Source organism: Corynebacterium suedekumii (assembly GCF_030252185.1).
GTDB lineage: Bacteria > Actinomycetota > Actinomycetes > Mycobacteriales > Mycobacteriaceae > Corynebacterium > Corynebacterium suedekumii.
This window is the reverse complement of record NZ_CP126970.1, coordinates 687,285-712,636: the sequence shown is the minus strand read 5'-3', so window position 1 is coordinate 712,636 and position 25,352 is coordinate 687,285. Positions and strand designations below refer to the sequence as shown.

Below are 25,352 nucleotides of genomic sequence, written 5' to 3'. Positions count from 1 at the left end.
GCAACATTGTTCCCGGTGATCACCCCAGGTCGTATCGCGCACGCAGGTGTGTGGTGTGGGTGGGGTGGTGTGTTGTGTGAGAACTGTATAGTGGACGCGAGCATCTTTATTTTTTGTTTTGTGAGTAAGTCATGTTCACCAGTCGCATCGTCGGGTTCCCTTTTTGTGGGGTCTGGTGGTGTGGTTGTTGTGTGTTTGTGTAAGGGCACATGGTGGATGCCTTGGCATACTGAGCCGATGAAGGACGTGAGAGACTGCGTTATGCCTCGGGGAGCTGTCAACTGAGCGTTGATCCGAGGATGTCCGAATGGGGAAACCCGGCCATCGTTATGGGTGGTCACCCTTCAGTGAATTCATAGCTGTTGTGGGGGTTGACGCGGGGAAGTGAAACATCTCAGTACCCGTAGGAGAAGAAAATAACAATGATTCCGCTAGTAGTGGCGAGCGAACGTGGATGAGGCTAAACCGTGTGTGTGTGATACCTGACAGGGGTTGCGCATGCGGTGTTGTGGGATGCAACGGCCTGGGTCTGTCAGCCTGGGGCGACCAGTTGAGTGTTTAGCGGAAGTGGTCTGGGATGGCCTGCCGGAGTAGGTGAGAGTCCTGTACGTGTAGGGCGCTTGCTGGTTGTTGTTGTTTTTCCCGAGTAGCAGCGGGCTCGTGAAATCTGCTGTGAATCTGCCGGGACCACCCGGTAAGCCTAAATACTCAGTGTGACCGATAGCGGATAGTACCGTGAGGGAATGGTGAAAAGTACCCCGGGAGGGGAGTGAAATAGTACCTGAAACCATGTGCTTACAATCCGTCAGAGCACCTCTTGTGTGTGATGGCGTGCCTTTTGAAGAATGAGCCTGCGAGTCAGCGGCATGTCGCGAGGTTAACCCGTGTGGGGTAGTCGTAGCGAAAGCGAATCCTAACGAGGGTGTTGTTAGTGGCATGTCCTGGACCCGAAGCGGAGTGATCTACCCATGGCCAGTGTGAAGCAGAGGTAAGACTCTGTGGAGGCGCGAACCCACTTAGGTTGAAAACTGAGGGGATGAGTTGTGGGTAGGGGTGAAAGGCCAATCAAACTCCGTGATAGCTGGTTCTCCCCGAAATGCATTTAGGTGCAGCGTTGTGTGGTGCTTGCCGGAGGTAGAGCTACTGGTTGGTTGAGCGGGACTACAATCTTAGCAATGTCAGCCAAACTCCGAATGCCGGTTTAAGTTAGCGCAGCAGTGAGACTGTGGGGGATAAGCTTCATAGTCGAGAGGGAAACAGCCCAGATCGCCGGCTAAGGCCCCTAAGCGTGTACTAAGTGGAAAAGGATGTGGGATCGCGAAGACAGCCAGGAGGTTGGCTTAGAAGCAGCCATCCTTGAAAGAGTGCGTAATAGCTCACTGGTCGAGTGGTTCTGCGCCGACAATGTAGTGGGGCTCAAGTACACCGCCGAAGCCGCGGCAACAATCCTGTCCTTGAGGCAGGTGTTGGGTAGGGGAGCGTCGTGCACTGCTGTGAAGCCGTACCGTGAGGGGCGGTGGAGTGTGTGCGAGTGAGAATGCAGGCATGAGTAACGAATAGACAAGTGAGAATCTTGTCCGCCGGATGACTAAGGGTTCCTGGGTCAAGTTCGTCTTCCCAGGGTGAGTCGGGACCTAAGGCGAGGCCGACAGGCGTAGTCGATGGACAACGGGTTGATATTCCCGTACCCGTGTATGTGCGCCCATGTGTGAATCAGTGATACTAACCACCCACAATCACGATCACGGGAAGCTTTGCTTGTCGTGTTGTGTGCGTGCGTGGGGCCTGAACTGGTAGTAGCCAAGTGATGGGGTGACGCAGTGGGGTAGCCGAGCCATTTATTGGATTGTGGTGTAAGCGTGTAGCACGAGGGGAGAGGTAAATCCGCCCCTTGGATGTGTGAGACGTGATGCGTAGCCCCTTGTGGGGTGATGTCGGTGATCCCGTGCTGTCGAGAAAAGCCTCTAGCGATGTACATATATGGCCCGTACCCTAAACCGACACAGGTAGTCAGGTAGAGAATACTAAGGCGTTCGGGTGAACTGTGGTTAAGGAACTCGGCAAAATGCCCCCGTAACTTCGGGAGAAGGGGGGCCACTGTCGGTGACCCATCTTGCATGGTGAGCTGGTGGTGGTCGCAGAGAATAGAGGGAAGCGACTGTTTATTAAAAACACAGGTCCGTGCGAAGACGCTTAAGTCGATGTATACGGACTGACGCCTGCCCGGTGCTGGAAGGTTAAGAGGACCTGTTAGATCATTTCGGTGGTCGAAGCGGAGAATTTAAGCCCCAGTAAACGGCGGTGGTAACTATAACCATCCTAAGGTAGCGAAATTCCTTGTCGGGTAAGTTCCGACCTGCACGAATGGCGTAACGACTTCCCTGCTGTCTCAACCACAGGCCCGGTGAAATTGCAGTACGAGTAAAGATGCTCGTTACGCGCGGCAGGACGAAAAGACCCCGGGACCTTCACTATAGCTTGGTATTGGTGTTCGGTTCGGTTTGTGTAGGATAGGTGGGAGACTGTGATCACATGACGCTAGTTGTGTGGGAGTCGTTGTTGAAATACCACTCTGATCGGATTGGATACCTGAACCTTGGCCCATGATCTGGGTCGGGGACAGTGCCTGGTGGGTAGTTTAACTGGGGCGGTTGCCTCCTAAAGAGTAACGGAGGCGCCCAAAGGTTCCCTCAGCCTGGTTGGCAATCAGGTGGTGAGTGTAAGTGCACAAGGGAGCTTGACTGTGAGAGTGACAGCTCGAGCAGGGACGAAAGTCGGGACTAGTGATCCGGCACCTACTTGTGGAAGTGGTGTCGCTCAACGGATAAAAGGTACCCCGGGGATAACAGGCTGATCTTCCCCAAGAGTCCATATCGACGGGATGGTTTGGCACCTCGATGTCGGCTCGTCGCATCCTGGGGCTGGAGTAGGTCCCAAGGGTTGGGCTGTTCGCCCATTAAAGCGGCACGCGAGCTGGGTTTAGAACGTCGTGAGACAGTTCGGTCTCTATCCGCCGCGCGCGTAGAAACTTGTGGAAGGCTGTCCCTAGTACGAGAGGACCGGGACGGACGTACCTCTAGTGTGCCAGTTGTTCCGCCAGGGGCAGGGCTGGTTGGCTACGTACGGAAGGGATAACCGCTGAAAGCATCTAAGCGGGAAGCCTGTTTCGAGATGAGGTTTCTTTTGAGGTTCCCTGGAGATGACGGGGTTGATAGGCCGGATCTGGACGCACAGTAATGTGTGGAGGTGACCGGTACTAATTTACCGACGTAACACACACCCTGTTGGGTTGGTGATGTGTTGCTTGCGTTTGTAACAAAACAAATTATTTGATCGCACCAGTGATGGTGTGGTTCGCGTCCACTATGCAGTGTCTGACACGACACACGCACCGGAACGGTACTGTTCCCGCATGTGTGTCGGTGGTTGATAGCGGCAGGGAAACGCCCGGTCCCTTTCCGAACCCGGAAGCTAAGCCTGTTCGCGCTGATGGTACTGCACCTGGGAGGGTGTGGGAGAGTAAGTTGCCGCCGACCAAAAACTTAATCGAACGACGGGAAAGCCCGGTACGGATCTGATCCGTACCGGGCTTTCCCGCGATTCAGGCACGTTCCGGGAAGAGGCGTTCCGGGGCGGTGAAGCTGCGGGGCTTGCCGCTCAGCGGATCGGTGAACGCCAGTGTCCGGGCGGTGAGATGCATCGGAACGGACATATCCTCCTCTTCCTCGGTGTGGATCCGTGGATACACGGGATCCCCGAGGATAGGGACGCTGGCGGCCCACATGTGGAGGCGGAGCTGATGGGTGCGTCCGGTGGTGGGCTGCAGAATGTACCGGGAGTGCGCAGGCAGGGGCCCGTGGACCGACTCCAGCGCCGCATGTTCGGCATCGGTGAGGGGGAGGGCGTCGATAAGCGTGGTGTGCGCATTGGGTGCGCCCTCGACGATGAAGCCCTGGATGTCCCCCGGGGTCTTGATCATGCGGTTGTGCCACTCCAGTGGCGGGATCAGGGACGGGGACGTCTGGGCGATGGCCTCGTAGGTCTTGGTCACCTGCCGGTCGGCGAACAGTCGCTGGTAGGCCCCGCGGACGTCGCGGCGGAGAGTGAACAGCAGGACGCCGGAGGTGAGCCGGTCGAGGCGGTGGGCGGGGACGAGGTCGGGGAGGTCGAGCTCGCGGCGCAGTCGGACGGTGACGGTTTCGGTGATGTGACGTCCGCGGGGCATGGTGGCCAGGTAGGGGGTTTGTCCACGACGAGGATGTCGTCGTCGCGGTGGAGAATGTCGATGCGGTAGGGGACGGGGGTCTCCGGGGCCGGGGTGCGGTAGAAGAAGACGTCCTGTCCAGGCAGAAGGACCGTGTCGGGTGCCAGGTGGAGGCCACCGCGGAGGAGGACCTCGCCGGCGTCGAAACGCTCCTGCAGCGCCGTGGCGTCATCGTCGGGGTGGCGGTGACGCTGCGTGGCGATGAGGTGGCCGACGAACTCGGCGGCGGTCATGTCGGTGACGTCGGCGGGGACTCGCGCCCTGGTGGCGGTGAGACCGTTCTTCACCGGCAACGGTGACTTCTGCCCGCGCGGGTGTACTACTGTGTCTTTCATGAACATCGACGACATTCTCGCTCAAGCAACTGCCTTCTCCTCTGAAGGTATCGGTCAGGTCCTGCTGCAGATCGCCCAGGCCTTCTACACCATCCTGTACCCGTCCAACTCCGATGCCGCGACGCCGGTGGAGATCCCATTCTAGATCGCTGGCGTCATCGCCCGGTACGGGGTATCAACTGGTTGTAACAACCCACTGAAACCTCATACCAACAGCTACACTTGAAGGTGACACGAAAACCTTCGATCCTTAACTGAAAGGGCGATCGAGATGACCCAGGAAGACATCGTCGTCGTAGCCGTCGACGGCTCCCCCGCCTCCCACAACGCCGTGCGGTGGGCCGCTAACACCGCCAACAAGCGGGGCATCCCGCTGCGACTGGCCTCCTCGTACACCATGCCCCAGTTCCTCTACGCCGAGGGAATGGTGCCGCCGCAGGAGCTGTTCGATGATCTCCAGGCCGAGACCATGGAGAAGATCGACGAGGCCCGGGCCATCGCCCACGAGGTCGCCCCGGAGATCAAGATCGGTCACACCATCGCCGAAGGTTCCCCCATCGACATGCTGCTGGAGATGGCGAAGGAATCCACCATGATCGTCATGGGTTCCCGTGGCCTGGGCGGACTGTCCGGCATGGTCATGGGATCGGTCTCCGCCGCCGTGGTCTCCCACGCCACCTGCCCGGTCGTCGTCGTCCGTGAGGACAACGTGGTCAACGAGTCCACGAAGTACGGCCCCGTCGTCGTCGGTGTCGACGGCTCGGACGTGTCCCAGAAGGCCACCGAGATCGCTTTCGCTGAGGCGGATGCCCGGGGTGCAGAACTCGTCGCCGTGCACACCTGGATGGACATGCAGGTCCAGGCGTCCCTGGCCGGCCTGTCCGCCGCCCAGCAGCAGTGGGAGGATGTCGAGCGGGAGCAGATCGAGATGCTCACCGAGCGCCTCGCCCCGCTGACGGAGAAGTACCCGGACGTGCAGGTCCGCAAGGTGATCACCCGGGACCGCCCGGTCCGCGCCCTGGTGGAGAACTCCGAGGGTTCCCAGCTCCTGGTCGTCGGCTCCCACGGCCGCGGTGGCTTCAAGGGCATGCTGCTCGGCTCGACCTCGCGCGCCCTGCTGCAGTCGGCTCCCTGCCCGATGATGGTGGTCCGCCCGGACGACCAGTAGGCAAGACATGTGACGGGCTTCCGTCGCCGGCGGCGGAACCGTTGCCCTGTGGCCCCGTTCCCGGGAGTGTCCTGGGGACGGGGCCATGACGGGTTGATGTCGGTTCGGTTAAACTTTGTTCACTGATCGGAAACAATCCGGTGAAGTCGGACTGTCCGAGTAGGCATTGTAGACGTATCCATGAAATACTTGTCATGTGATTGTGCTGCGGTACCGGCTCGTCCGGATCCCGGCAGTCGCAGCCCCGCGCTCGTGGGGTCTATCCACCAGACTAACAAGGAGAAACGAACATGCTCGGAATGGGAATCCTCGGCTGGATCATCATCGGCGGCCTGGCTGGCTGGATCGCCTCCAAGATTAAGGGCACCGACGCTCAGCAGGGCATCCTCCTCAACGTCATCGTCGGCGTTGTCGGCGGCCTCCTCGGCGGCTTCCTCCTCGGCCTTTTCGGCGTGGACGTGGTCGGCGGCGGTCTCATCTTCAGCTTCCTGACCTGCCTCCTGGGCGCGGTCATCCTGCTGACGATCGTCAACGCCGTCCGCAAGTAACCTCTGCGAACAAGCAGGTCACACCCGCTCCTTCCTCCGGGAAGGGCGGGTGTTTCCTGTTGGCTGCGCCGGTGCCGGGGGAGGGGTCGCGGTGCCCTCCGGCGCACCCTGCCTGTTGCTGGACGTACCGGTTTGTCTATTGTGGTGGGAGACACCTCACCGCTAGACCGTCAGGAAGGACGGGTTTTCCCGTGGCCCAAGGTTCCGCCCCGAAGAAGTCCGCCGGCAGCCGCCGCCGAAACCGGCCCAGCCCCCGGCAGCGCCTGCTGGACTCGGCCACCAACCTGTTCACCACGGAGGGCATCCGGGTCATCGGCATCGACCGCATCCTGCGGGAGGCGGACGTGGCCAAGGCCTCGCTCTACTCCCTGTTCGGGTCGAAGGACGCCCTGGTCATCGCGTACCTGGAGAATCTCGACGAGCAGTACCGCCGGCGCTGGGCGGAGCGCACCGAGGCTATGACCGACGCGGAGGACAAGATCCTCGCGTTCTTCGACCTGGCCATCGCGGAGGAACCGGACAAGGACTTCCGTGGCTCGCACTTCCAGAACGCCTCCAACGAGTACCCGCGCCCGGAGACGGAGTCGGAGCTGGGCATCATCGCCGCGTGCATGGCGCACCGCACGTGGATGCACCGCACCATGACGGACCTGCTCACCGCCAAGAACGGCTATCCCTCGGCGACGCAGGCCAACCAGCTGCTCATCTTCCTCGACGGCGGCCTGGCGGGAGCGCGGTTCGTCCGGGACGTCAGTCCGTTGCAGACGGCCCGCGATCTGGCTCGTCAGATGCTGCTGGCTCCGCCGGCTGATTACTCGATCTAGCCTTCTTCTCCTGCCGCTTCCGCCGGTTGGCCTCCAGCCTCTCCTTGGTCAGCTGGCTACGGGCCTCCTGCTTCGCCCGGGCGATCTCCTTGCGGCGGGCCTTCTCCGCGGCGGTTTTCTCCCGTTGCTGCACCCGCTCGGCCTGCAGTTCGCGGCGGATCTCGGGGATCTTCCACGGCTGCACCGCGCCCGCCGCTTGACGACGTCGCACGTCCCACTTCTGCGTGCGCCTCTCCCGCAGCTCACCGCGGACCTTCTCCCGGGTGGCACGGTGTTCGCGCCGGTAGTCGTCGTCGAGGGGCATCTTCCGGCTGACCACCACCCGGATGAGGGCGGTCTGGACGAGGGTCCACAGGTTGTTGGCGAACCAGTAGAGGACGATCGCCACCGGGATGGGCCCGAAGAAGGTGAGGCTGAGCAGCAGGAAGGGCACCAGCACAGTCATGCCGATGAGCATCTTCTGCGTGCCACGCGCGAGCGAGGACTCCCAGTCCAGCGTCTCGAGGTTCCGGTAGATCGAACCTGCGAGGTTGGCGGTGGTGAAGATGACGGCGAGGATGACGATGGGCAGGATGAACCCGCGGACCTCATCCCGCGTCGTGCCCAGCTGGGCGAGCATCTCCTGCGGCATCGACAGGTAGGCGGGCAGCGGGATGCCGCGGATCTCGGCGTTGAGGAACGCGGTGATCTCCTCGGCGTTGAGGAAGCCGATCCGCGTGTCGGGGGCGACCTCGAGGTTCTCCGACGGCCGCGCCATCTGCAGGACCGTCCGGTACAGGCCGATGAACACCGGGATCTGGATGAGCATGGGCACACAGCCCGCCGCCGGCCGGTGGTTGTACCGCCGGGACAGCTCCTTGCGTCGCCGTTCGTGCTCGGCGACGGACTCCTTGTCGGTGCGGTCGGCGTACTCGGCGTTGAGGGCGGCCAGCTCCGGCCGCATGATCACCGACGTCCGTGCCGTCCGCATCTGCATCCACGAGAACGGGGCGATGAGCCCGCGCACGGTGACCACCAGGCCGATGAGCGCGAGCACCCAGGCGGTGGAGTCGTCGAGACCGAGGACCGAGTTGAGCAGCAGGTGCCAGAGTTTCAGCACCCCCGAGACCAGGTAGATGAACGGATCCAGCACGGTGCGGTGACCATCCTTACACGAGCGGAAGATGCGGAACATTGTGGGACGGCCCAGTAGGCTGAGCTGTGCCCCGATCCTATCGTCGCCCGCGAGGAAGAAACGAATGAGCCGTCACGCCACCCCGGTCAGGTCCAGGCTGAGCGCCAGCCAGGTCCTCGGGGAACTGCTGCTCACCGTCGGTGTCCTGCTCCTGCTGTTCGCGTTCTATGAGGCCTACTGGACCAACCTGAATTCGGCACGCCTGCAGTCGCAGGCGGACGAGCAGCTGGCGGAGCGCTGGGGTGAGGATGACTCCGGCGAGCGGGTCAACCCCCGCCAGAAGCTCACCCCGGAACTGGGCGAGGCGTTCGCCCGCATGTACATCCCCTCCTTCGGCTCGGACTTCCAGTTCGCCATCGTCGAGGGCACGGAGGACGCCGACCTCATGGCTGGTCCGGGCCGCTACACCACGACGCAGATGCCCGGGGAGGCCGGAAACTTCGCTGTCGCCGGTCACCGGGTGGGCAAGGGCGCCCCGTTCAACGACCTGGACAACCTCGAGGTGTGCGACGCCATCGTCGTGGAGACCAGCACCGAGTGGGTCACCTACCGGATCCTGCCCATCGACTCGGACGGTGACGCCCGCCGGGCCGAGGCCGCCGAGTGTCTCACGCCGGAGCAGGCGGAACGGGTGACCACCGGCGACTACGCCGGGGTGCTGGGCCGCCACATCACCCTGCCCGGTCACATCGAGGTGATCTCGCCGGTCCCCGGCGGCCCGGAGGCCGCCCCCACCGACGGGCTCGAGGGTCTGATCACGCTGACCACCTGCCACCCGCAGTTCTCCAACGCGGAGCGGATGATCGTCCACGCCATGGAGGTCGAGTCGACCCCGAAGATACCGGGACAGCGCCCGGCCGTACTGGAGGAGACCTAGATGTATGCCGCTTTGTGGCGGGCCCTGCCAGGGCCGTGGCCGCTCAAGCTCGTGATCACCCTCGTTCTCGTGGCGGCGGTGTTCCTCCTGCTCATGGAGGTGGTCTTCCCCTGGGTGACCACTCTCATGCCCTACAACGACGTGGCTGTCTGACCGCAACTAACCGCCGAGGGTGTCGATGACCTCCTTGGCCACCAGCTCCGCCTTGAGGGACTGGTCCTGGTTGGTGAACACCACGACCGCCCGGTTGTCCTTCTGCACGGCGTAGAGGGCGCCGTCGTGGCCGGTGGGCAGCCCGCCGGGCACCATGCCCGCGCCGGCGCGGCCGCCGGACCAGCCCTCGGGTTCCTCGGCGGGTTCGGTGGAGTCGATGGGGGCGGCCCAGTCGACGACGGCGATGGCGGCGGCCTCGTCGGGCATGTCGCGGACGATGACGGTGAGCTGCGGGGCGTCCGGGTAGGACCAGTAGACGCAGGCGGGGGTGTCGAAACGCGGGTCGGTGCCCACGCCGAGGACGCGCTGGCCGTTGGTCTCCTCCACCCACGCGGTGTCCAGGTAGGGGCAGTCCTCCCAGGATTCCCGGCCGCCGGGGATCTCCGGCAGGGCGTCGTGCGGCAGGCCGGAGTCGGCGGGCGCGGCCTCTGTCACCTGCGGGGATGCCTCCGATGTGGAGTTCGCGGCGGTGCCGGGGGTCCCCGGGTCCTGTGCGGCGACGCCGCAGCCGCCGAGGAACAGGGACGTGCCGACGATGACTGCACCGGCGGCAGAACCCCGGTGTGGGCTGGGTAGGCTCGAACGCATGGAGACCAGCCTAGATGCCCACGCGGGTGGGTCCACCCCGGCACGCACCGTGGCGCCCGACGAGGATGTCCTCACTGACGGGGTCCACATCCTCACGGCGGTGCTCCTGGTCGTCGCGCTGCTGTCGTCCGTGCAGCTGCCGTTCGGGGAGGCGGCGCTCAACCTGCTGTTGTGCTCGGGGTTCGCGGTGCTGTACTTCTACGGTTCGGCGCAGCTGCCGGAGTGGCGGGAACCCGCCCGGATGGTGTGGCTCATGGCGCTCACGGGCCTGTGGATCATCGCGATGCTCGTCGCCCCGGTGGGTATCTACCTGGTGTTCTCCCTGTTCTTCCTCTATCTGCGGGTGATGGATGACATCCGCGGGGTGGTCTCGGTCATCTTCGCCACGGCGATCGCGGTGATCACCCAGATCCCCGGTGGGTTGACCGTCGGCGGGGTCATGGGGCCGGCGGTGTCGGCGGCGGTGGTACTGGCCATCCACTACGCGTTCCGCACGCTGTGGCGGATCAACCGGGAGCGGGAGGAACTCATCGACCAACTCATCGCCACCCGCAGCCAGCTCGCGGAGACCGAGCGCGCCGCGGGTGTCGCGGAGGAGCGGCAGCGCCTGGCCCACGAGATCCACGACACCGTCGCCCAGGGCCTGTCGAGTATCCAGATGCTGCTGCACTCCGTGGAACGGGACCTTACCGGTCTGGGTCTGGCGGAGGATCGGCTGGCGAAACCGCTGCGGATGCTGGAGCTCGCGCGGACCACGGCGGCGGACAACCTGGGGGAGACCCGGGCGATGATCGCCACGCTGCAGCCGGCGTCCCTGTCGGAGACCTCCCTCGGAGATGCCCTGGAGCGGATGGCGGCCGGGTTCGCCGCGGCCGGTGAGCTGGCGATCGTCGTCGACGTCGAGGGGGACGGCCGGCAGCTGCCCATGCGCACCGAGGCCGCCCTGCTGCGCATCGCGCAGGGGGCGGTGGGCAACGTGGCCAAGCACGCCGGGGCCACCCGGTGCCGGGTGACTGTCACCTATGAGCCTGATGAGGTGCGTCTCGACGTCGTGGACAACGGCCGCGGCTTCGACCCCGCGGAGGTGCAGACCCGCCCGGCCGGGCTCGGCCACATCGGCCTGGCCGCCATGCGGCAACGCGCCGTGGAACTCGGCGGCGTCCTCGAGGTGGAGGGCACGCCGGGCGCGGGTAGCGCGGTCTCGGTGGCGATCCCGCTCGCCGACGACGCGGCGGGCCCCACCGGTGATCAGGTCACCGGGGACCCGCCGTCTACACTGAATGCGCAATCAACCGAGGACGACACCGACGAGGGGTGGCAGGCATGATCCGGGTGCTGCTGGCAGATGATCACGAAATTGTCCGGCTGGGACTGCGGGCGGTGCTCGAGGACGCTGACGACATCGAGGTGGTCGGTGAGGTCGCCACCGCGGAGGCCGCCATCGCCGCCGCGCAGGCCGGCGGGATCGACGTTCTGCTCATGGACCTGCGCTTCGGCGCCGGCGTGGAGGGCACCCGGGTGATGAACGGCGCGGAGGCGACCGCGGAGATCCGCTCCACCATGTCCACCCCGCCGAAGGTGCTCGTCGTGACCAACTACGACACCGACGCCGACATCCTCGGCGCCATCGAGGCCGGGGCTGTGGGTTACCTGCTCAAGGACGCCCCGCCGACGGAGCTGCTCGCCGCCGTGCGTTCGGCCGCCGAGGGTGATTCGACTCTGTCGCCGATCGTCGCCGACCGGCTGATGACGCGCGTGCGCACCCCGCGCACGTCGCTGACCCCCCGCGAGCTCGAGGTGCTCAAGCTGGTGGCCGCCGGCTCCTCCAACCGGGAGATCGGGCACTCCCTCATGCTGTCGGAGGCGACGGTCAAGTCGCACCTGGTGCACATCTACGACAAGCTCGGCGTTCGTTCCCGGACCTCGGCCGTGGCCGCCGCCCGGGAACAGGGCATGCTCTGACCGCTACTTCTGGTGCGCCTCGTTGTAGGCGTCGACGATGTTGGCGGGGATGGTGCCCCGGTCGGCGACCTTGAAGCCCTCGGCCTGGGCCCACTCGCGGATGGCGCGGGAGTTGGAACGCTTGGCACCGCCGGAGGAACGGGAGCCGGAACGACGGGAGCTCGGGGCCGGGCTGGCGACCTTCACGTAGGGTGCGAGCAGTTCGCGGAACTCGGCGGCGTTCTTCTCGGAGAGATCCAGAACATAGTTCGAACCGTCAATGCTGAAACGAATGCTGTTGACTTCGTCCTCCGACAGGGGGGTGTTGTCAATGTCATCGATGAACTGGGTGATTTCGCGACGTGCCATGGGGGATACTCCTGGAGTTTCCGTAGGGGCCCTTCGTGGTTTATTCACTCAGGGTGTTCATTGTTCTGCCCCATTGTGCACTAATTTGATTCAACATGCACATCTGTTATTCGGGGATAGATTGACGGGGCTGTTTCAACTGACACAACCCCGTCAATAACGTGTGAGAAACCTACGGACGGCGAATGCGATCCTGAATCTCCTGCGTCACGGAATCAATGTCCCGGGAAATGGCGTCGTGTGCGCGGCGGCGCTGATCCGCGGTCATGAACTCGGAGTTGTCCACCGCCCGGTCCAGTTCATCGAGGCGGTCCCTGACGTCGAGGACGAAGCCGTGGGCGTGGTAGTCCTCGTCGAGGGTGCTGCGGACTCCGTCGATGCGGGCCTTGAGTTCCGCGCCGTGGCCGGAGAAGCGGGCCAGCTGGTCGGTGGTGACGCCGACCCGGCGGGCCTTCGCGCCGACCAGCTGTTCGCGGGCGACGGTGACGCCCCGGTACAGCAGCGGCAGCAGCATCGGTAGCGCGAGGCGGGCGACACCGGCGTAACGCTTGAAGTTGTTGGAGTTGATGCGGCCCTGTTTCATCTGTTCGAGGGTCTTCTCCGCCATCTTGCGTTCGTGCTTGCGCTTCGCCTTCAGGCCCTTCTTCTCTTCCTTGAGAAGATTCTTCTCGGCCTTGGCCAACAACTGTTCCCGCTTGAGTTCGAGCTTCGCGGCTTCCTTGGTCTCACTGCGTGCCCGGACTTTCGCGGCCTTGATCTCGGCCTTGGTCCTGGCGCGGCTCTTGCGGATCGTCTCGAGAATGCCCATGGTGTTCGGGACCTTACTTTCCTGAAGTTCAGTGCGGACTGGTTGTTCTGGTTCAACACTACCTGTGCCGGTGGGTTATGCTCACGCCATTGTGAGTGCACGAGGTTCCAGCCGCCGGGTCACGGCCGCCGATCTGGTCGGCTGCCGGTACCGCCTGGTGCAGCGGAGTCGGCACCCGGAGGTGCCCCGCACCCGGCCCGCCCTGATGCGTGGGGAGCGTGCGGGGCTGGCCCGCCGCGCCGTGTGGGAGCGCCTGCCCGTGGGCCCCGCCCGCGGTGACAGCCGGGCCCGGCGTTTCCTGCGTATCGACATCCCGCCCGTCCCCCTCGACGGCGACTCCTTCGGCGCCGAGCTCGCCACGCTGGAGGCCGTCGCGGCGCAGGCGACCCTCATCACCGGTGCCGTGTTCGCCACCGACAGCTGGCGGGTGGACGTGGACATCCTCGCCCGGCAACCGGACGGGACCTACCTGCCGGTGATCGTGAGCAATCACCGGGTGGCCCGCTCTGCCGAGGGTGAGGCCACCCCCGTCATCGCCACCGCCCGCCTCGGCCTCGGCGGGCCGCTCGACGCCCCCTACCGCCTGCGCCACCACGTCGCCGACGGTTACCGGCTGGCCCTGGCGGCCCGGGCGCTCGAGGACCTCGGCGTCGACGGCGGGTGGGGCGCGGCCATCGGACAGGACCGTACCCGCGCCTTCCTCACCCCGACCGCACCGCTGCAGCCTGCGCTCACTGCCGCCCTGGCCGAGATCACCCCGGAGCGGCTGCCCACCGTGCCGCGCCGGGTCAAGGAGTGCGCCAGCTGCCGGTTCTGGCCGATGTGCGAACCTGAGCTCGTCGCCATGGACGACATCAGCCTGTTCCTGCCCGGCGACCGCGCCCGGGCCTTCCGGGACCGGGGCATCACCACCGTCACCGGGCTCATCGACGCGGACCTCGGTGAACCGAGCCGCCTGGCCCGGGCGTGGCGCGACGGGGTGCCCCTGCTGCGCCGGACGGACACGGTCACCGCCCCGCGTGCCGACGTCGAGATCGACGTCGACATGGAGGCCTATCTCGACCAGGGCGCCTACCTGTGGGGAGCGTTCGACGGGGCGGAGTACCACCCCTTCGCCACGTGGACCCCGCTCGGCGGGGACGACGAGGCGGAGAACTTCGCCCGCTTCTGGGCCTGGCTGCAGGCCCGCCGGGCGCAGGCACACGACCTGGGACTGAGCTTCGCGGCCTACTGCTGGTCCAACCACGGCGAGAACCACTGGCTGACCATGAGCGCCCGGCGTTTCGGCGGTCGCCGCTACGGCGACGTGGTCGTGCCCGATGAGCAGGAGGTCGCCGAGTTCATCGCCTCCGACGAGTGGATCGACCTGTTCCGCACGGTGCGCTCCCAGCTCATCGGCCCCTTCGGCCTCGGCCTCAAGGTCGTGGCCCCGGAGGCGGGGTACACGTGGGCGGACGGTGATTTCGACGGGGAGGAATCGGTGAATGCGCGGAGGTTGGCGCGCGGCGTCGATACGCAGGCGATGGAGATGCGCGAACGCCTCCTGCGCTACAACGGTGACGACTGCCGGGCCACCGCGGCGGTGCGGGACTGGCTGCGACGCGGTGCGCCGGGCACTCCCCGGCTCTAGTCCGAGAGGATCGTGCTGCGGCGTTCGCGGCGGCCCGCGAGCAGCGCGACACCCACGAGCAGCAGCAGGACCGCCGACAGCGTGAGCACGAACCCGGTCCACGACAACCGGGCGAAGACCAGGCCCGCCGCCGCGCCGATGAGCGAGGAACCGGCGTAGTAGCTGAACAGGTACATGCTGGAGGCCTCCGCGCGGTGCGAGGTCGCCGCCAGCCCGATCCAGCTCGAGGCGATGGAGTGCATGGCGAAGAACGACGCCGTGAACACCAGCAGCCCGAACAGCGCCAGCGGCAGCCAACCGGACGCACACGCCAGCGCACCGACCAGCAACAGGACCGTGCACATCGTCATCGTGGGACCTCGGCCGTGCCGGTCGGCGATGACACCGGCGCGCGCCGCACTCCACGTGCCGGACAGGTACATGACGAACACCAGACCCACCAGCGCGGGGGAGAGCCCGAAATGGTCGATCATGCGGAAACCGAAGAAGTTGTACATGGACACGAACACACCCATGCCCAGGAACGCCGTGGCGAACAACGCCACCAGCTGCGGATTGCGCAGATGGCCGAGCATCGCCGCCAGCTCGGACCCGAACCGGATCTTCTTCGGGTGGAAACGCCGCTGGTGGGGCAGCAGCACCGCCATGACCAGTGCGATCGCCAGCGCGACGCTGGAACTGACCAGCACCGCCACCCGCCAGTCGACGAGCTCGAGCATGCCCGCCGGGATGAGACGGCCGGTGAGCCCGCCCACGGTCGTGCCCGCCACGTAGACACCCATCGCCCGCCCCAGGTCGGCGGGGTGGATCTCCTCGGACAGCCACGTCATGGCCACGGCCGGGACGCCGGCGGCGGCGATGCCCTGGAGTGCGCGCAGCGCGATGAGGGTTGCGCCGTCTGGGGCCAGCGGCAGGCCGAGGCCGATCGCGGTGGCCAGCAGCGCGGAGATGACGAGGATCCGGCCGCGACCGAAACGCTCGGACAGGATCGAGGCGGGGACGATGCAGATGGCGAGCATGCCCGTCGTCGCCGACACGGTCAGCGCCGCGCCGGTGGGGGTCATGCCGAGGTCGTCGACGAGGATGGGCAGCAGCGCCTGCGTGGCATAGAGCGCGTTGAAGGAGGCCAGGCCGGCGGCCAGCATGGCCAGGACGGCCCGCCGGTAATCGCGGTCGCCCCGTCGCAGGCCCTCATACGTCTCACTCATGCCCACCATCGTCCCCCACCTAGTCTCATGTGTAAAATGACATTTCTCGTTGGTTTGGATACGCTTTGTGCATGAGTGAGTTCACCCCCACCGACCTGCGCGGATTCATCGCCGTCGCCGAATCCGGCCACCTCACCGACACCGCGGCCACCCTCGCCGTCCCCCAACCCACGCTCACCCGCCGCATCCGGCGCATCGAACGCGCCCTCGGCGCCGACCTCTTCGACCGCGCCGGCCGCCGCATGACACTCAACACCCGCGGCCGTGCCTTCCTCCCGCACGCCCGGGCCATGGTCACCGAACTCGCCGACGGCACCGCCAAGGTCGCCCGCCTCATGGACCCCGAACGCGGCACCGTCCGCCTCGACTTCATGCACTCCCTGGGCACCTGGCTCGTCCCCGACCTCCTCCGCGACTACCGCACCCTCCACCCCGGCGTCGACTTCCGCCTCCACCAGGGCGCCTCCCTAGACCTCGTCGACCGCGTGCGTGCCGACGCCGCCGACGTCGCCCTCGTCGGCCCCCGCCCGGCCGGCGTCGGGCAGGACCTCGGCTGGCACCAGCTGCGCCTCCAGCGCCTCGCCCTCGCCGTCCCCGAGGACCACCCGCTGGCGGAGGCCGGGCCCCAACCGGTCGACCTGCGGGCCGCCGCCGGCGAGAACTTCATCGGCATGCTCCCCGGCTACGGCACCCGCCTGCTGCTCGACCGCCTCGCCGGCGACACCGGCTTCACCCCGCGCCTGGTCTTCGAGTCCATGGAGCTGACCACCGTCGCCGGCCTCGTCTCCGCCGGCCTCGGCGTGGCCCTCCTCCCTCTCGACGACCCCTACCTCGCGCCCCACGGCATCGTCCTGCGCCCCCTCGACCCGCCCGCCCACCGGGAACTGGGCCTGGTGTGGCGCGCCGGGTCCGACCCCGCCCCACCCGTGGACCAGTTCCGGGCCTTCGTCATGGGGGTTGGCTGAACGGCCGGGCACCGCCGTCCCAGGCTCGCGCACCTGGCTCTGACTGACGGCGGAATCCCGTCTTTTCGGGACAGGATGCGCGGGCCTGGGACAGCAGCGGGATAACGGGACCCGTGAATCGCAGAAACCGCCGCCCCCGGTAAGGGGAACGGCGGTCAGCGGTGGAACGGGTTACTTGGCGGCCTCGGCGAGGCGCTCGGCTACGTCGTCCCAGTTGAAGACGTTCCAGACTGCCTTGACGTAGTCAGCCTTGACGTTCTTGTACTGCAGGTAGAAGGCGTGCTCCCACATGTCGAGCATGAGCAGCGGGGTGAAGTTGATGGAGATGTTGCCCTGCTGGTCGGTCAGCTGCTCGATGATGAGGCGACCGGCGATGTGGTCGTAGCCGAGGACGGCCCAGCCGGAGCCCTGCAGGCCCATGGCGGCACCGGTGAAGTGGGCCTTGAACTTGTCGAAGGAACCGAAGTCACGGGTGATGGCGTCAGCCAGCTCACCGGTCGGCTCACCGCCACCGTTGGGGGAGAGGTTCTTCCAGAAGATGGAGTGGTTGGTGTGGCCACCCAGGTTGAACGCCAGGTTCTTGGACAGGGCGCGGATCTTGTCCGGGTTGGCCTCGCCGTTGCGCTCCTCCTCGAGAGCCTCGGAGAGCTGCGTTGGCACCGGCCACGTAGGTGGCGTGGTGCTTGTCATGGTGCAGCTCCATGATCTCGGCGGAGATGTGCGGCTCAAGCGCATCAAAAGCGTAATCAAGTGCGGGAAGTTCGTAGACTGCCATGGTTTCTTCGATCCTTTCGTCGTTGTCGCACCCACCGTCTCGGCGGTGCGCTGTCCCCCATGATAGGCATTTTCGGTGATTCGGCAACGATGATGTTCCGAAAATGGGCGTGGCGGCGGAGGTGGTGGCGCACAGTGCTGGCCCGTGGTGTGCTTGGGGCATGACGTCACCGACCTCGTTCTGGTTTGATCTGCCTCCCCGCCGTAGTCCTGAGATAGCCGATCCGCCATCGAGTCCGGTGGCCTTCCGAGTTCGGGTGGATCTGCTGGACACGAGCCCGCCGGTGTGGCGTCGCCTGGTCATCCCCGGGGCACTGACCATGGACCGGGTGCATGAGGTGCTGCAGGAGGCGATGGGCTGGTTCGATTCCCACCTGCACCAGTTCTGGACGGGCACGCAGTTCGATCGTCGGGAGCTGCTCAACAATTTCCAGGTCTCCGAGAAGGAGGAGGGCGTCTGGGAGGGTGAGGTGCGGCTGGATCAGATCATCCACGAGGTCGGCGACATCCTCCGTTATGACTATGACTTCGGGGACGGATGGGATCACCGGATCAAGGTGGAGGAGGTGTTTGTCGGTGTCGCGGACGTCCCCGAGGTCCCCCTCTGTGTCACCGGCCGGAAGGCGTGTCCCCCGGAGGACTGCGGCGGAACCGGTGGCTATGCGGAGATGGCGCGGTGGGTCCGGGCTGGCCGACCCGACACCTTTGACAGTGCGTGGTTCGATCCGGTCGAGCTGCGGGACTGGTTGGACGAGGACTGGCATCCGGACGAGTTCGACGCGGACAGGGTGAATGTGAATCTGGCTGCGCTGTTCGGGCCCCGTCCCGCCCTGGCGGCGGGGTTCCAGGGAGTCCTCGACATGTTCCGCGGACGTCCGCTGCTCGTGGAGGAGTTTCTCCGGGGACCGGAATGGACGACACCGGAAGAGCCGAACCCGAGGGCGGTGGCGGAGATCGCCGCTCCCTTCCAGTTGCTGCTGCAGATCATCGGCCAGGAAGGGGTGAAGCTCACCGCTCAGGGGTATCTCCCGCCTGCGATCGTGCAGGCATGGGGTGAGGGAATGGGCTACCACAAGAGCTGGATCGGCAATATCAACCGGGAGTCGTTGTTCCCGCCGGCCGGTGATGTCCACGACTGGACGAAGCGGCTCGGGCTGGCACGCAGGTACAAGGGGGTGCTCAAGCCGACGAGGATCGGGTTGCGGGCTGCGGACGATCCGCTGGTGGTCTGGGATGCGCTCGTGGATTCCCTGTCCACGTTCCCGGATGAGTTCCAGGAGCACGCGGGGTGGATGACGTTGGTCGTCGTCGGATCCGAGGTGCCGGAGGGCTCCTGGGTGGCCACAGTGCGGGCGCTGCTCACCGATCTGGGCTGGGCTTCGGACGGTGGCGGTGAGGTCCCGCCGTGGAACGAGACGCTGAGGCTGCTCAACTTCCTTGACTACGGTGACCGGGACGGCGGGGCGGAGGCGGTGGCGGCGCTTGCACGCGGTGTCGTGAAGCAGTGTGAGGCGTAGAGTGGCGCCATGTCTTGGATGTTTGCGCGAACCCCGGAACTGGTCCCCGACGATGAGGCGCTCACGGGCGGCAGCGCCCCCGTGCTGCCCCACCCGGCCAACCATGCCGTGCTGGGCACTCCCATCACGGGTCCGTGGAAGGACAATCAGAAGTCGGTGCTGGTGGGCATCGGCTGTTTCTGGGGTGTGGAGCGGATGTACTGGGAGACCGAGGGCGTGGATTCCACGTCGGTCGGCTACGCCGGAGGCGCGACGAAGAATCCCACCTATCGAGAGGTGTGTTCCGGGCGGACCAACCATGCCGAGGTGGTCGAGGTGGTCTACGACCCGGAGGTGATCACGCTGGCGGAGATCGTCAAGCAGGCACTGGAGGCGCATGATCCGACGCAGGGCATGCGCCAGGGCAATGACGTGGGTACGCAGTACCGCTCCTGCTTCTACACCGTCGGTCCGCAGGCCGAGCAGGAGCGCGATGAGATCCAGGCGATCGTCGACGCCTACGCCGAGCAGCTGTCCGGTCACGGTTTCGGCGAGGTGACCACTGAGGTGAAGACCCTGGCCGACACCACCTCGGGCACCTACTACCTCGCCGAGGATGAGCACCAGCAGTACCTGCACAAGGTGCCCGACGGGTACTGCCCGCACCACTCCACCGGGGTGGCCTGCCGCCTGCCCGGGTAGGGGTTCACTCCCAGACGATCTGTTCCAGTGACGAGACCACCGGCTCATCCCGGGGCACGTGGCGTTCGCGTGCCACGCCGTCACGGAGGAGATAGATCGCGGACATCCCGGCCCGGCGGGGACCCGCGACGTCATTGGGCCAGGAGTCGCCGATCATCACCGTCTCCCCGGCCCCGACCCCCAGAGCGCTCATCGCACCCGAATACGCCTCCGGACTGGGCTTCGGGGCCCCGAGTTCCACGGTGGCGAGCATGACCATGCCGTCGAGCCACAGGCCGGTGGCCTCGAGTTTGCGGCGCTGCATCGTCTCGGCGCCGTTGGTGAGGATGCCCACGTGCAGCCCCCGGCTCAGGGCCTGCGTCAGGGAGGGGAGGGCGTCGTCAAACGCGCGCCAGCTCGCCCGGTAGACGGTGAGGTAACGCTCGTAGAAGGCCAGGGCCTCCTCGTCGCTGAGGTCGGGGCGGCCGAGGAACTCCCGGCAGCGTTCGATGCGTTGGCCGAGGTGGCTGACCCGGCCCTGTTCGAAGCGGGTGAACCAGCGCCGTTCGATGTCGCGCCAGCGGTCCCACTGGCCGTCGGGAAGACCGAGTTCGGCGCACCAGGCGTCGACACCGGCACGGGCGGCGTGGTCATGGTCGACGAGAGTGCCGTCGAGGTCGTAGAGGATTGCGCGGGTTCCGGCCGGGATGAGCATGCCGGTCAGTCTAGGGCCCGCCACGGGGCCCGCCAGGTGGCCCCGAAGTTACGCGCATGTGAAATGTTGTCTGCCCAGGTAGCGGGGCCGGGTGGTGGGGGCGACAATGCGGGTTGTGACGGAATTGACCCGGCGGCAGACCACCAGGCAGATCACCCGACGGAGCCTGTTGCAGGGCTCCCTCATCGCCGGTGCCGCCGCGGTCGCCCCGAGTTCCCTCAGTCAGGTGCAGGCCACCGGCCTCCAGTCCTACACCGACGCGGACCTGGCGGAGCTCCATGCCCCAGTGCCATACGCGGACGCCGAGCATCATGTGTTCATGCACGGGGTGGCCTCGGGTGACCCGCTGCCGACGTCGGTGATCCTGTGGACGCGGGTGACCCCGACCCCGGAGGCGGTACCGGGATCGGGCGCGGGTCCCGCGGTGCGGGTCGGGTGGGAGGTCGCCACCACCCCGGAGTTCACGGAGGTGGTCCGCAGCGGGGTCGCCACCGCGACGGCCGCGACGGATCACACCGTCCACGTCGATCCTTTCGGCCTGGCGCCGGACACGGTGTACTTCTACCGATTCACCGTGCTGGACGGGGAGCACGCCGGCCGGGTCTCCCGCCTCGGGCGCACCAGGACGGCACCGCCGGACGACGCCATACCCGGGCAGGTACGGCTGGCGGTCTGTTCGTGCGCGAACTTCGAGTCCGGCTACTTCGGCGCCTATTCCGACATCGCGCGGCGGGCGTGGGCGGATGAGATTGACGTGGTGGTCCACCTGGGTGACTACATCTACGAGTACGCGTCGGGGGAGTACGCGGGGAAGTACGGGGTGGTACGCCCGCATGTGCCCACCTGGGAGATTCGCACGCTGCCGGACTACCGTTCCCGGCACGGCCACTACCGGCGGGACGCGGCCCTGCAGGACGCGCACGCGGCGGCGCCGTGGGTGGTGACGTGGGACGATCATGAGATCGCCAATGACGCCTGGTCGGGTGGTGCGGTCAACCACGGCGACGTCCACGGCGAGTGGGGTACCCGGCGGGACGCCGCGATGCAGGCCTACCTGGAGTGGTTGCCGGTGCGGGGCACGTCGCCGTCGCGGGGCGGTCACATCTACCGCACGCTGCGGTTCGGCCGGTTGGCGGAGCTGCACATGCTGGACCTGCGGTCCTACCGGAGCGCGCCGGGGGTGCTGCGGCAGGGGCAGCGGACGAGTGCGGACCGGACGATCATGGGGTCGGAGCAGTTCACGTGGCTCTCCCAGCGCCTGGCCACGACGGATGTGCGGTGGAATCTCGTCGGCACGTCGGTGATGATGGCCCCGCTCAACCTGGTCAACGTCGAGCAGGTGGTGCGCCGTCCCCTGCTGGACATGGTCGGCGTGGACATCGCGGGTACCCCGGTCAACGCGGACCAGTGGGACGGGTATGCGGCGGACCGGGACCGGCTGCTCGGTCAGCTCGGCACGCAGCACGGTCACGGCCGCACCGTGTTCCTCACGGGGGACATCCACTCGGAATGGGCGAACCACATTCTTATCGACGACCGCGTCATCGCCGCCGAGCTCGTCTGCACCTCCGTCACCGCCCCGAACGTCGACGAGATTCTCCGGCTCGAGGAGGGCAACGTCGTCTCCCGCGCCGCCGAGGGTCACGTGCTCGCCCAGAATCCCCACATCACCCACGTCAACCTCGACGTCCACGGTTTCAGCACGCTCACCGTCACCGCCGACGGTGCGGACATGGCGTGGCACCGCGTCCGTGACGTCCACCTCGCCGGCACCGGTGTCGACGACGGCCCCAGGATGCGTTACGACGGCGCGCGGCTCACCGCCGCGGTCACCTCCTGACCGAATCCGTCACGATGAACTCGCGCGCCCGGGACGCGATCTCGTCGGTCATGCGTACCGCCGCGTGGTCGCCGAGCACGGCGTCCCAGTACCAGAGCATCTCGTCGTGGTAGTTGTGTCCGTGGCCGCCGGGAACGTGGAGTGAGGTCAGCTGGTCCAGGCCCACCTGCCAGGCGGTGATGAAGGGCACCCAGCGCATGCCGTGGACGACGTCGAGACGCTGCCCGCGGGGCGCCCGCACGCCACGGGAGCCGGGTTCGGTGAGCCAGTCGGGCCGCTGCCACACCAGACGCAGATTCCACCACACGATCGGGTCGGAGGCATGCTGGGCGATGACCGCCCGTGGGTGGCGCCAACGGTGGGGGTAGTTCACGCCACTGTGGTTTCTGCGCAGGTGATCGGGGTGGGCGACGAAGCGGACATGTCGCCCGCCGTCGACGACGGGCAGGCGCTCCGGGGTGCCGGCGTCCCGGGCGGCGGTCAGCTCCCGGACGAGCCGGGTGAAGCGGGGGGAACCGGAGAACACGGCGCCGTCGGTACGCGTGAGCAGGTCATCCAGGTCGTCGAAGGACGCGGCGATGCCGTAGCCGCCGAGGGACTCGCCGGCGACGTAGACCTTCGGACGGTCGTCGGCGGGCATCTGGTCGATACGGCCGAGCACCGCCTCGATGAGCTCGCGGGAGGCGAGGATCGGGGAGTCACGGTCCATGACGTAGGACACCGCCGAGGGCAGGTAGGAGTACTGCATGGACACCGTCGCGCAGTTGCCACCGGTGAGGAATTCATAGGCGCACACGGACCAGTCGGTGATCCAGCCCGTGCCGGCGGAGGTCTGGATGACGATGGTGTCCCGTCGGAACGCCCCCGTCCGGTCCATCTCCGCGAGCACCCGTCGTGCCGACGCGGCCAGCGACCGGCCCGGCACCAGCCCGGCGAAGATGCGGATGGGTTCGTGGACCTCCGCCAGCCCGGTGACGTCGGTGATGTCGCGGGCCCGGGGGCCGAGCGCCAGGACCGCCCGGCCCTGCGCCCCGACGCTCGACCACGCCTCATACGACCAGGGGCTTCCGGAACGCTCCGGCTCCCAGGGCATCATCGTCCCGGGGAAGACGGACCGGTTGAGCTCGGCGGCGTTGCGGGAGAGCGTGTGCAGGGTCCGGCGGACCAGGACCCGGTCACTGAGCAGCGCCGCGAGATAGCCGACCAGGCCGGCGGCCAGGGCCAGCTCACCCAGATCGGCATGTAGCGGGACAGCCGCGCGCCGAGGCGGTCGACGCTGACCTGGGCGGCGTCGCCAAGCAGCAGCAGCGCACCGTAACCGGCGGTACCCACGACACCCCCGATGAGCGCGTGGCGCGCGCCGCGACGCCCGCCGAGGTCGACGAGGCGCGCCTGCTCCGGCTGACGGCGCAGGCTCAGCGCGATCGCCGCAGTGGTGATCGCCGCCAACGTGGCGTGCGTGAGCTGCATCGACGCCACGGTAATGAGGTAGTGCGGGCGGCGCCCGAACCGGTCGAAGGTCCGGGACACGCTGAAGGACAGGCCGGTGGCCACCACGTGCCCGACGCCCTGACAGATGGCCACGTTCGCCGCCGTCACCCACCACGGGCGCGGCAGCAGCGACGGCGACACCGCCCACCACGTGGCCACCTCCGCGCCGAGGACGCCCGCGAACAGGCTGCGTGGCAGGCGACGACGCCGCGTCATCCGCACCCCCGGCGTGAGGTCATGGGCCACATCGAGAGCGAACAACGCACCGCGGGCGGCCCCCGTGACGGCGACCGACAGGGCCCGGAGCGCGAGCCGACGATGAAGCCTCATGCGCCCGAGTGTGGCAGAGGATCAGGCGTCCTGCAGCGCGGTGCAGGTCAGTGGATAATGGGACGAGGCAGTTCCACCCCCATCCTAAGGATCGGATCTCATGCGCAAGACCATCGGCAACAAAGTGGTGCTCATCGGCGCCGGCGACGTGGGCGTGGCCTACGCCTACGCACTGGTCAACCAGGGCACCGTCGACCACCTGGCCATCATCGACATCGACGCGAAGAAGCTCCGCGGCAACGTCATGGACCTCAACCACGGCGTCGTGTGGGCCGGCTCCCGCACCCGCGTCACCGAGGGCACCTACGCCGACTGTGAGGACGCCGCCATCGTGGTCATCTGCGCCGGCGCCGCCCAGAAGCCGGGCGAGACCCGCCTGCAGCTGGTGGACAAGAACATGAACATCATGAAGTCCATCACCGACGAGATCATGTCCAACGGCTTCGACGGGATCATCATCGTGGCCACCAACCCCGTCGACCTGCTCACCTATGGGGTGTGGAAGTACTCCGGCCTCGACCACCACCGGGTCATCGGCTCCGGCACCATCCTCGACTCCGCCCGCTACCGCTTCATGCTCGGTGAACTCGACCACACCTCGCCGATGTCCATCCACGCCTACATCATCGGCGAACACGGCGACACGGAGCTGCCCGTCGTCTCCTCCGCCACCGTCGCCGGCGTGCCGCTGAGCGTGCGCGCCGCCAAGGAACCCGACTTCGGCGAGCGGATCGAGCGGATCTTCGAGGAGACCCGCGACGCCGCCTACGAGATCATCGACGCCAAGGGCTCCACCTCCTACGGCATCGGCATGGGCCTGGCGCGGATCACCAAGGCCATCATCCGGAACCAGGACGTCGCGCTGCCGGTGTCGACCTACCTGGAGGGTGAGTACGGGGTCGACGACGTTTACATCGGCACCCCGGCGATCATCAACCGCACCGGCGTGGCCCGCGTCGTCGAACTCGACCTCAACGAGCACGAGTCCGAACGATTCCGCCACTCCGTGGACACCCTGCGCGCCATCCAGGAGGAGTTCTTCCCGCGGCAGTGAGTCCGCTCGAGATGCCCGCCCACCGGAACGCGGGCACAATGAGGAGGGTACGGAGCAAC

At 66.4% G+C, this 25,352-nt stretch carries 21 protein-coding genes, 2 rRNA genes and 3 pseudogenes; 16 read left to right on the top strand and 10 right to left on the bottom strand.

Features of this window, described 5'->3' with window-relative positions:
- Nucleotides 1-188 precede the first annotated feature (188 nt).
- Both QP029_RS03475 and rrf read left to right on the top strand, forming a co-directional pair.
- Nucleotides 189-3,281: ribosomal RNA gene (locus QP029_RS03475) — 23S ribosomal RNA — on the top strand.
- A 137-nt stretch (nt 3,282-3,418) separates the two neighbouring features.
- Nucleotides 3,419-3,536: ribosomal RNA gene (gene rrf / locus QP029_RS03470) — 5S ribosomal RNA — on the top strand.
- Between the two features lie 65 nt (nt 3,537-3,601).
- Here rrf and QP029_RS03465 read toward each other — a convergent pair.
- Nucleotides 3,602-4,605, bottom strand: a pseudogene (locus QP029_RS03465) (pseudouridine synthase).
- Between QP029_RS03465 and QP029_RS03460 the strand changes: the two are divergent.
- The 4 genes from QP029_RS03460 to QP029_RS03445 all read left to right on the top strand — a co-directional run bounded on the left by QP029_RS03460 (nt 4,598) and on the right by QP029_RS03445 (nt 7,139).
- Nucleotides 4,598-4,744 carry a hypothetical protein gene (locus QP029_RS03460; protein ID WP_284875473.1) on the top strand — a complete coding sequence of 49 codons (147 nt, stop codon included), beginning with the start codon at nt 4,598-4,600 and terminating at the stop codon, nt 4,742-4,744. The pseudogene QP029_RS03465 and the gene QP029_RS03460 sit on opposite strands and share 8 nt — an antisense overlap.
- A gap of 126 nt (nt 4,745-4,870) precedes the next feature.
- Nucleotides 4,871-5,767, top strand: a complete 897-nt coding sequence (locus tag QP029_RS03455) for a universal stress protein (protein ID WP_284875472.1) — start codon at nt 4,871-4,873, stop codon at nt 5,765-5,767.
- 290 nt (nt 5,768-6,057) lie between these two features.
- Nucleotides 6,058-6,315: a GlsB/YeaQ/YmgE family stress response membrane protein gene (locus QP029_RS03450; RefSeq protein WP_284875471.1), complete on the top strand. Its 258-nt coding sequence runs from the start codon at nt 6,058-6,060 to the stop codon at nt 6,313-6,315.
- Nucleotides 6,316-6,506: 191 nt separating this feature from the next.
- Nucleotides 6,507-7,139 (top strand): TetR/AcrR family transcriptional regulator, encoded by a 633-nt coding sequence (locus tag QP029_RS03445; protein WP_284875470.1) that lies wholly within the window; start codon nt 6,507-6,509, stop codon nt 7,137-7,139.
- Here the strand turns inward: QP029_RS03445 and yidC are convergent.
- On the bottom strand, nt 7,066-8,271 hold the full coding sequence (gene yidC, locus QP029_RS03440) for a membrane protein insertase YidC (RefSeq protein WP_284875469.1): 1,206 nt from the start codon (nt 8,269-8,271) through the stop codon (nt 7,066-7,068). The two genes, QP029_RS03445 and yidC, sit on opposite strands and share 74 nt — an antisense overlap.
- Before the next feature lie 106 nt (nt 8,272-8,377).
- Between yidC and QP029_RS03435 the strand changes: the two genes are divergently transcribed.
- Together QP029_RS03435 and QP029_RS03430 are read left to right on the top strand one after the other, a co-directional pair.
- On the top strand, nt 8,378-9,190 hold the full coding sequence (locus QP029_RS03435; protein ID WP_284875468.1) for a class E sortase: 813 nt from the start codon (nt 8,378-8,380) through the stop codon (nt 9,188-9,190).
- Nucleotides 9,191-9,343, top strand: coding sequence for a hypothetical protein (locus tag QP029_RS03430; RefSeq protein ID WP_284875467.1), 153 nt, complete (start codon nt 9,191-9,193; stop codon nt 9,341-9,343).
- A 6-nt stretch (nt 9,344-9,349) separates the two neighbouring features.
- On the opposite strand, the gene QP029_RS03425 is transcribed toward QP029_RS03430, so the two are convergent.
- Nucleotides 9,350-9,991 (bottom strand): DUF2020 domain-containing protein, encoded by a 642-nt coding sequence (locus QP029_RS03425; protein ID WP_284875466.1) that lies wholly within the window; start codon nt 9,989-9,991, stop codon nt 9,350-9,352.
- Between QP029_RS03425 and QP029_RS03420 the strand changes: the two genes are divergently transcribed.
- Entirely contained in the window at nt 9,990-11,318 is a 1,329-nt protein-coding gene (locus tag QP029_RS03420) for a sensor histidine kinase (protein WP_284875465.1), read from the top strand. The two genes, QP029_RS03425 and QP029_RS03420, sit on opposite strands and share 2 nt — an antisense overlap.
- Nucleotides 11,315-11,953, top strand: coding sequence for a response regulator (locus QP029_RS03415; RefSeq protein ID WP_284875464.1), 639 nt, complete (start codon nt 11,315-11,317; stop codon nt 11,951-11,953). Before QP029_RS03420 ends, QP029_RS03415 begins: the two co-directional genes overlap by 4 nt.
- Nucleotides 11,954-11,956: 3 nt before the next feature.
- Here QP029_RS03415 and QP029_RS03410 read toward each other — a convergent pair whose 3' ends face one another.
- Nucleotides 11,957-12,301 carry a histone-like nucleoid-structuring protein Lsr2 gene (locus QP029_RS03410; protein WP_284875463.1) on the bottom strand — a complete coding sequence of 115 codons (345 nt, stop codon included), beginning with the start codon at nt 12,299-12,301 and terminating at the stop codon, nt 11,957-11,959.
- A gap of 172 nt (nt 12,302-12,473) precedes the next feature.
- Entirely contained in the window at nt 12,474-13,109 is a 636-nt protein-coding gene (locus QP029_RS03405; protein ID WP_284875462.1) for a DUF6474 family protein, read from the bottom strand.
- Between the two features lie 205 nt (nt 13,110-13,314).
- On the opposite strand from QP029_RS03405, the gene QP029_RS03400 reads away from it, so the two are divergent.
- Nucleotides 13,315-14,739 carry a TM0106 family RecB-like putative nuclease gene (locus tag QP029_RS03400; RefSeq protein WP_432418717.1) on the top strand — a complete coding sequence of 475 codons (1,425 nt, stop codon included), beginning with the start codon at nt 13,315-13,317 and terminating at the stop codon, nt 14,737-14,739.
- Here the strand turns inward: QP029_RS03400 and QP029_RS03395 are convergent.
- Complete coding sequence (locus tag QP029_RS03395; protein ID WP_284875460.1) at nt 14,736-15,947, bottom strand: MFS transporter; 1,212 nt, start codon at nt 15,945-15,947, stop codon at nt 14,736-14,738. The genes QP029_RS03400 and QP029_RS03395 overlap by 4 nt on opposite strands.
- Before the next feature lie 71 nt (nt 15,948-16,018).
- Here QP029_RS03395 and QP029_RS03390 point away from each other — a divergent pair, with 71 nt between their 5' ends.
- Nucleotides 16,019-16,912: a LysR family transcriptional regulator gene (locus QP029_RS03390; RefSeq protein ID WP_284875459.1), complete on the top strand. Its 894-nt coding sequence runs from the start codon at nt 16,019-16,021 to the stop codon at nt 16,910-16,912.
- A gap of 171 nt (nt 16,913-17,083) precedes the next feature.
- Here QP029_RS03390 and QP029_RS03385 read toward each other — a convergent pair.
- Nucleotides 17,084-17,687: pseudogene (locus QP029_RS03385) on the bottom strand (superoxide dismutase).
- Nucleotides 17,688-17,925: 238 nt separating this feature from the next.
- Here QP029_RS03385 and QP029_RS03380 point away from each other — a divergent pair.
- Nucleotides 17,926-19,203, top strand: coding sequence for a plasmid pRiA4b ORF-3 family protein (locus QP029_RS03380; RefSeq protein WP_284875458.1), 1,278 nt, complete (start codon nt 17,926-17,928; stop codon nt 19,201-19,203).
- A 9-nt stretch (nt 19,204-19,212) separates the two neighbouring features.
- Nucleotides 19,213-19,884 carry a peptide-methionine (S)-S-oxide reductase MsrA gene (gene msrA / locus QP029_RS03375; RefSeq protein WP_284875457.1) on the top strand — a complete coding sequence of 224 codons (672 nt, stop codon included), beginning with the start codon at nt 19,213-19,215 and terminating at the stop codon, nt 19,882-19,884.
- A gap of 4 nt (nt 19,885-19,888) precedes the next feature.
- Here msrA and QP029_RS03370 read toward each other — a convergent pair whose 3' ends face one another.
- Entirely contained in the window at nt 19,889-20,578 is a 690-nt protein-coding gene (locus QP029_RS03370) for an HAD family hydrolase (RefSeq protein ID WP_284875456.1), read from the bottom strand.
- A 115-nt stretch (nt 20,579-20,693) separates the two neighbouring features.
- On the opposite strand from QP029_RS03370, the gene QP029_RS03365 reads away from it, so the two are divergent.
- Nucleotides 20,694-22,418 carry an alkaline phosphatase D family protein gene (locus QP029_RS03365; RefSeq protein WP_284875455.1) on the top strand — a complete coding sequence of 575 codons (1,725 nt, stop codon included), beginning with the start codon at nt 20,694-20,696 and terminating at the stop codon, nt 22,416-22,418.
- On the opposite strand, the gene QP029_RS03360 is transcribed toward QP029_RS03365, so the two are convergent.
- Together QP029_RS03360 and QP029_RS03355 are read right to left on the bottom strand one after the other, a co-directional pair.
- A complete protein-coding gene (locus QP029_RS03360) occupies nt 22,408-23,307 on the bottom strand; it encodes an alpha/beta-hydrolase family protein (RefSeq protein ID WP_284876139.1) in 900 nt (299 codons plus the stop codon). The genes QP029_RS03365 and QP029_RS03360 overlap by 11 nt on opposite strands.
- 168 nt (nt 23,308-23,475) lie before the next feature.
- Nucleotides 23,476-24,125 (bottom strand): annotated as a pseudogene (locus tag QP029_RS03355) (alpha/beta-hydrolase N-terminal domain-containing protein); the annotation flags it as partial.
- Nucleotides 24,126-24,339: 214 nt separating this feature from the next.
- On the opposite strand from QP029_RS03355, the gene QP029_RS03350 reads away from it, so the two are divergent.
- The gene (locus tag QP029_RS03350; RefSeq protein WP_284875454.1) at nt 24,340-25,293 is read left to right on the top strand and encodes an L-lactate dehydrogenase; all 954 of its coding nucleotides are present in this window, start codon (nt 24,340-24,342) and stop codon (nt 25,291-25,293) included.
- The last annotated feature ends 59 nt before the right edge of the window (nt 25,294-25,352 follow it).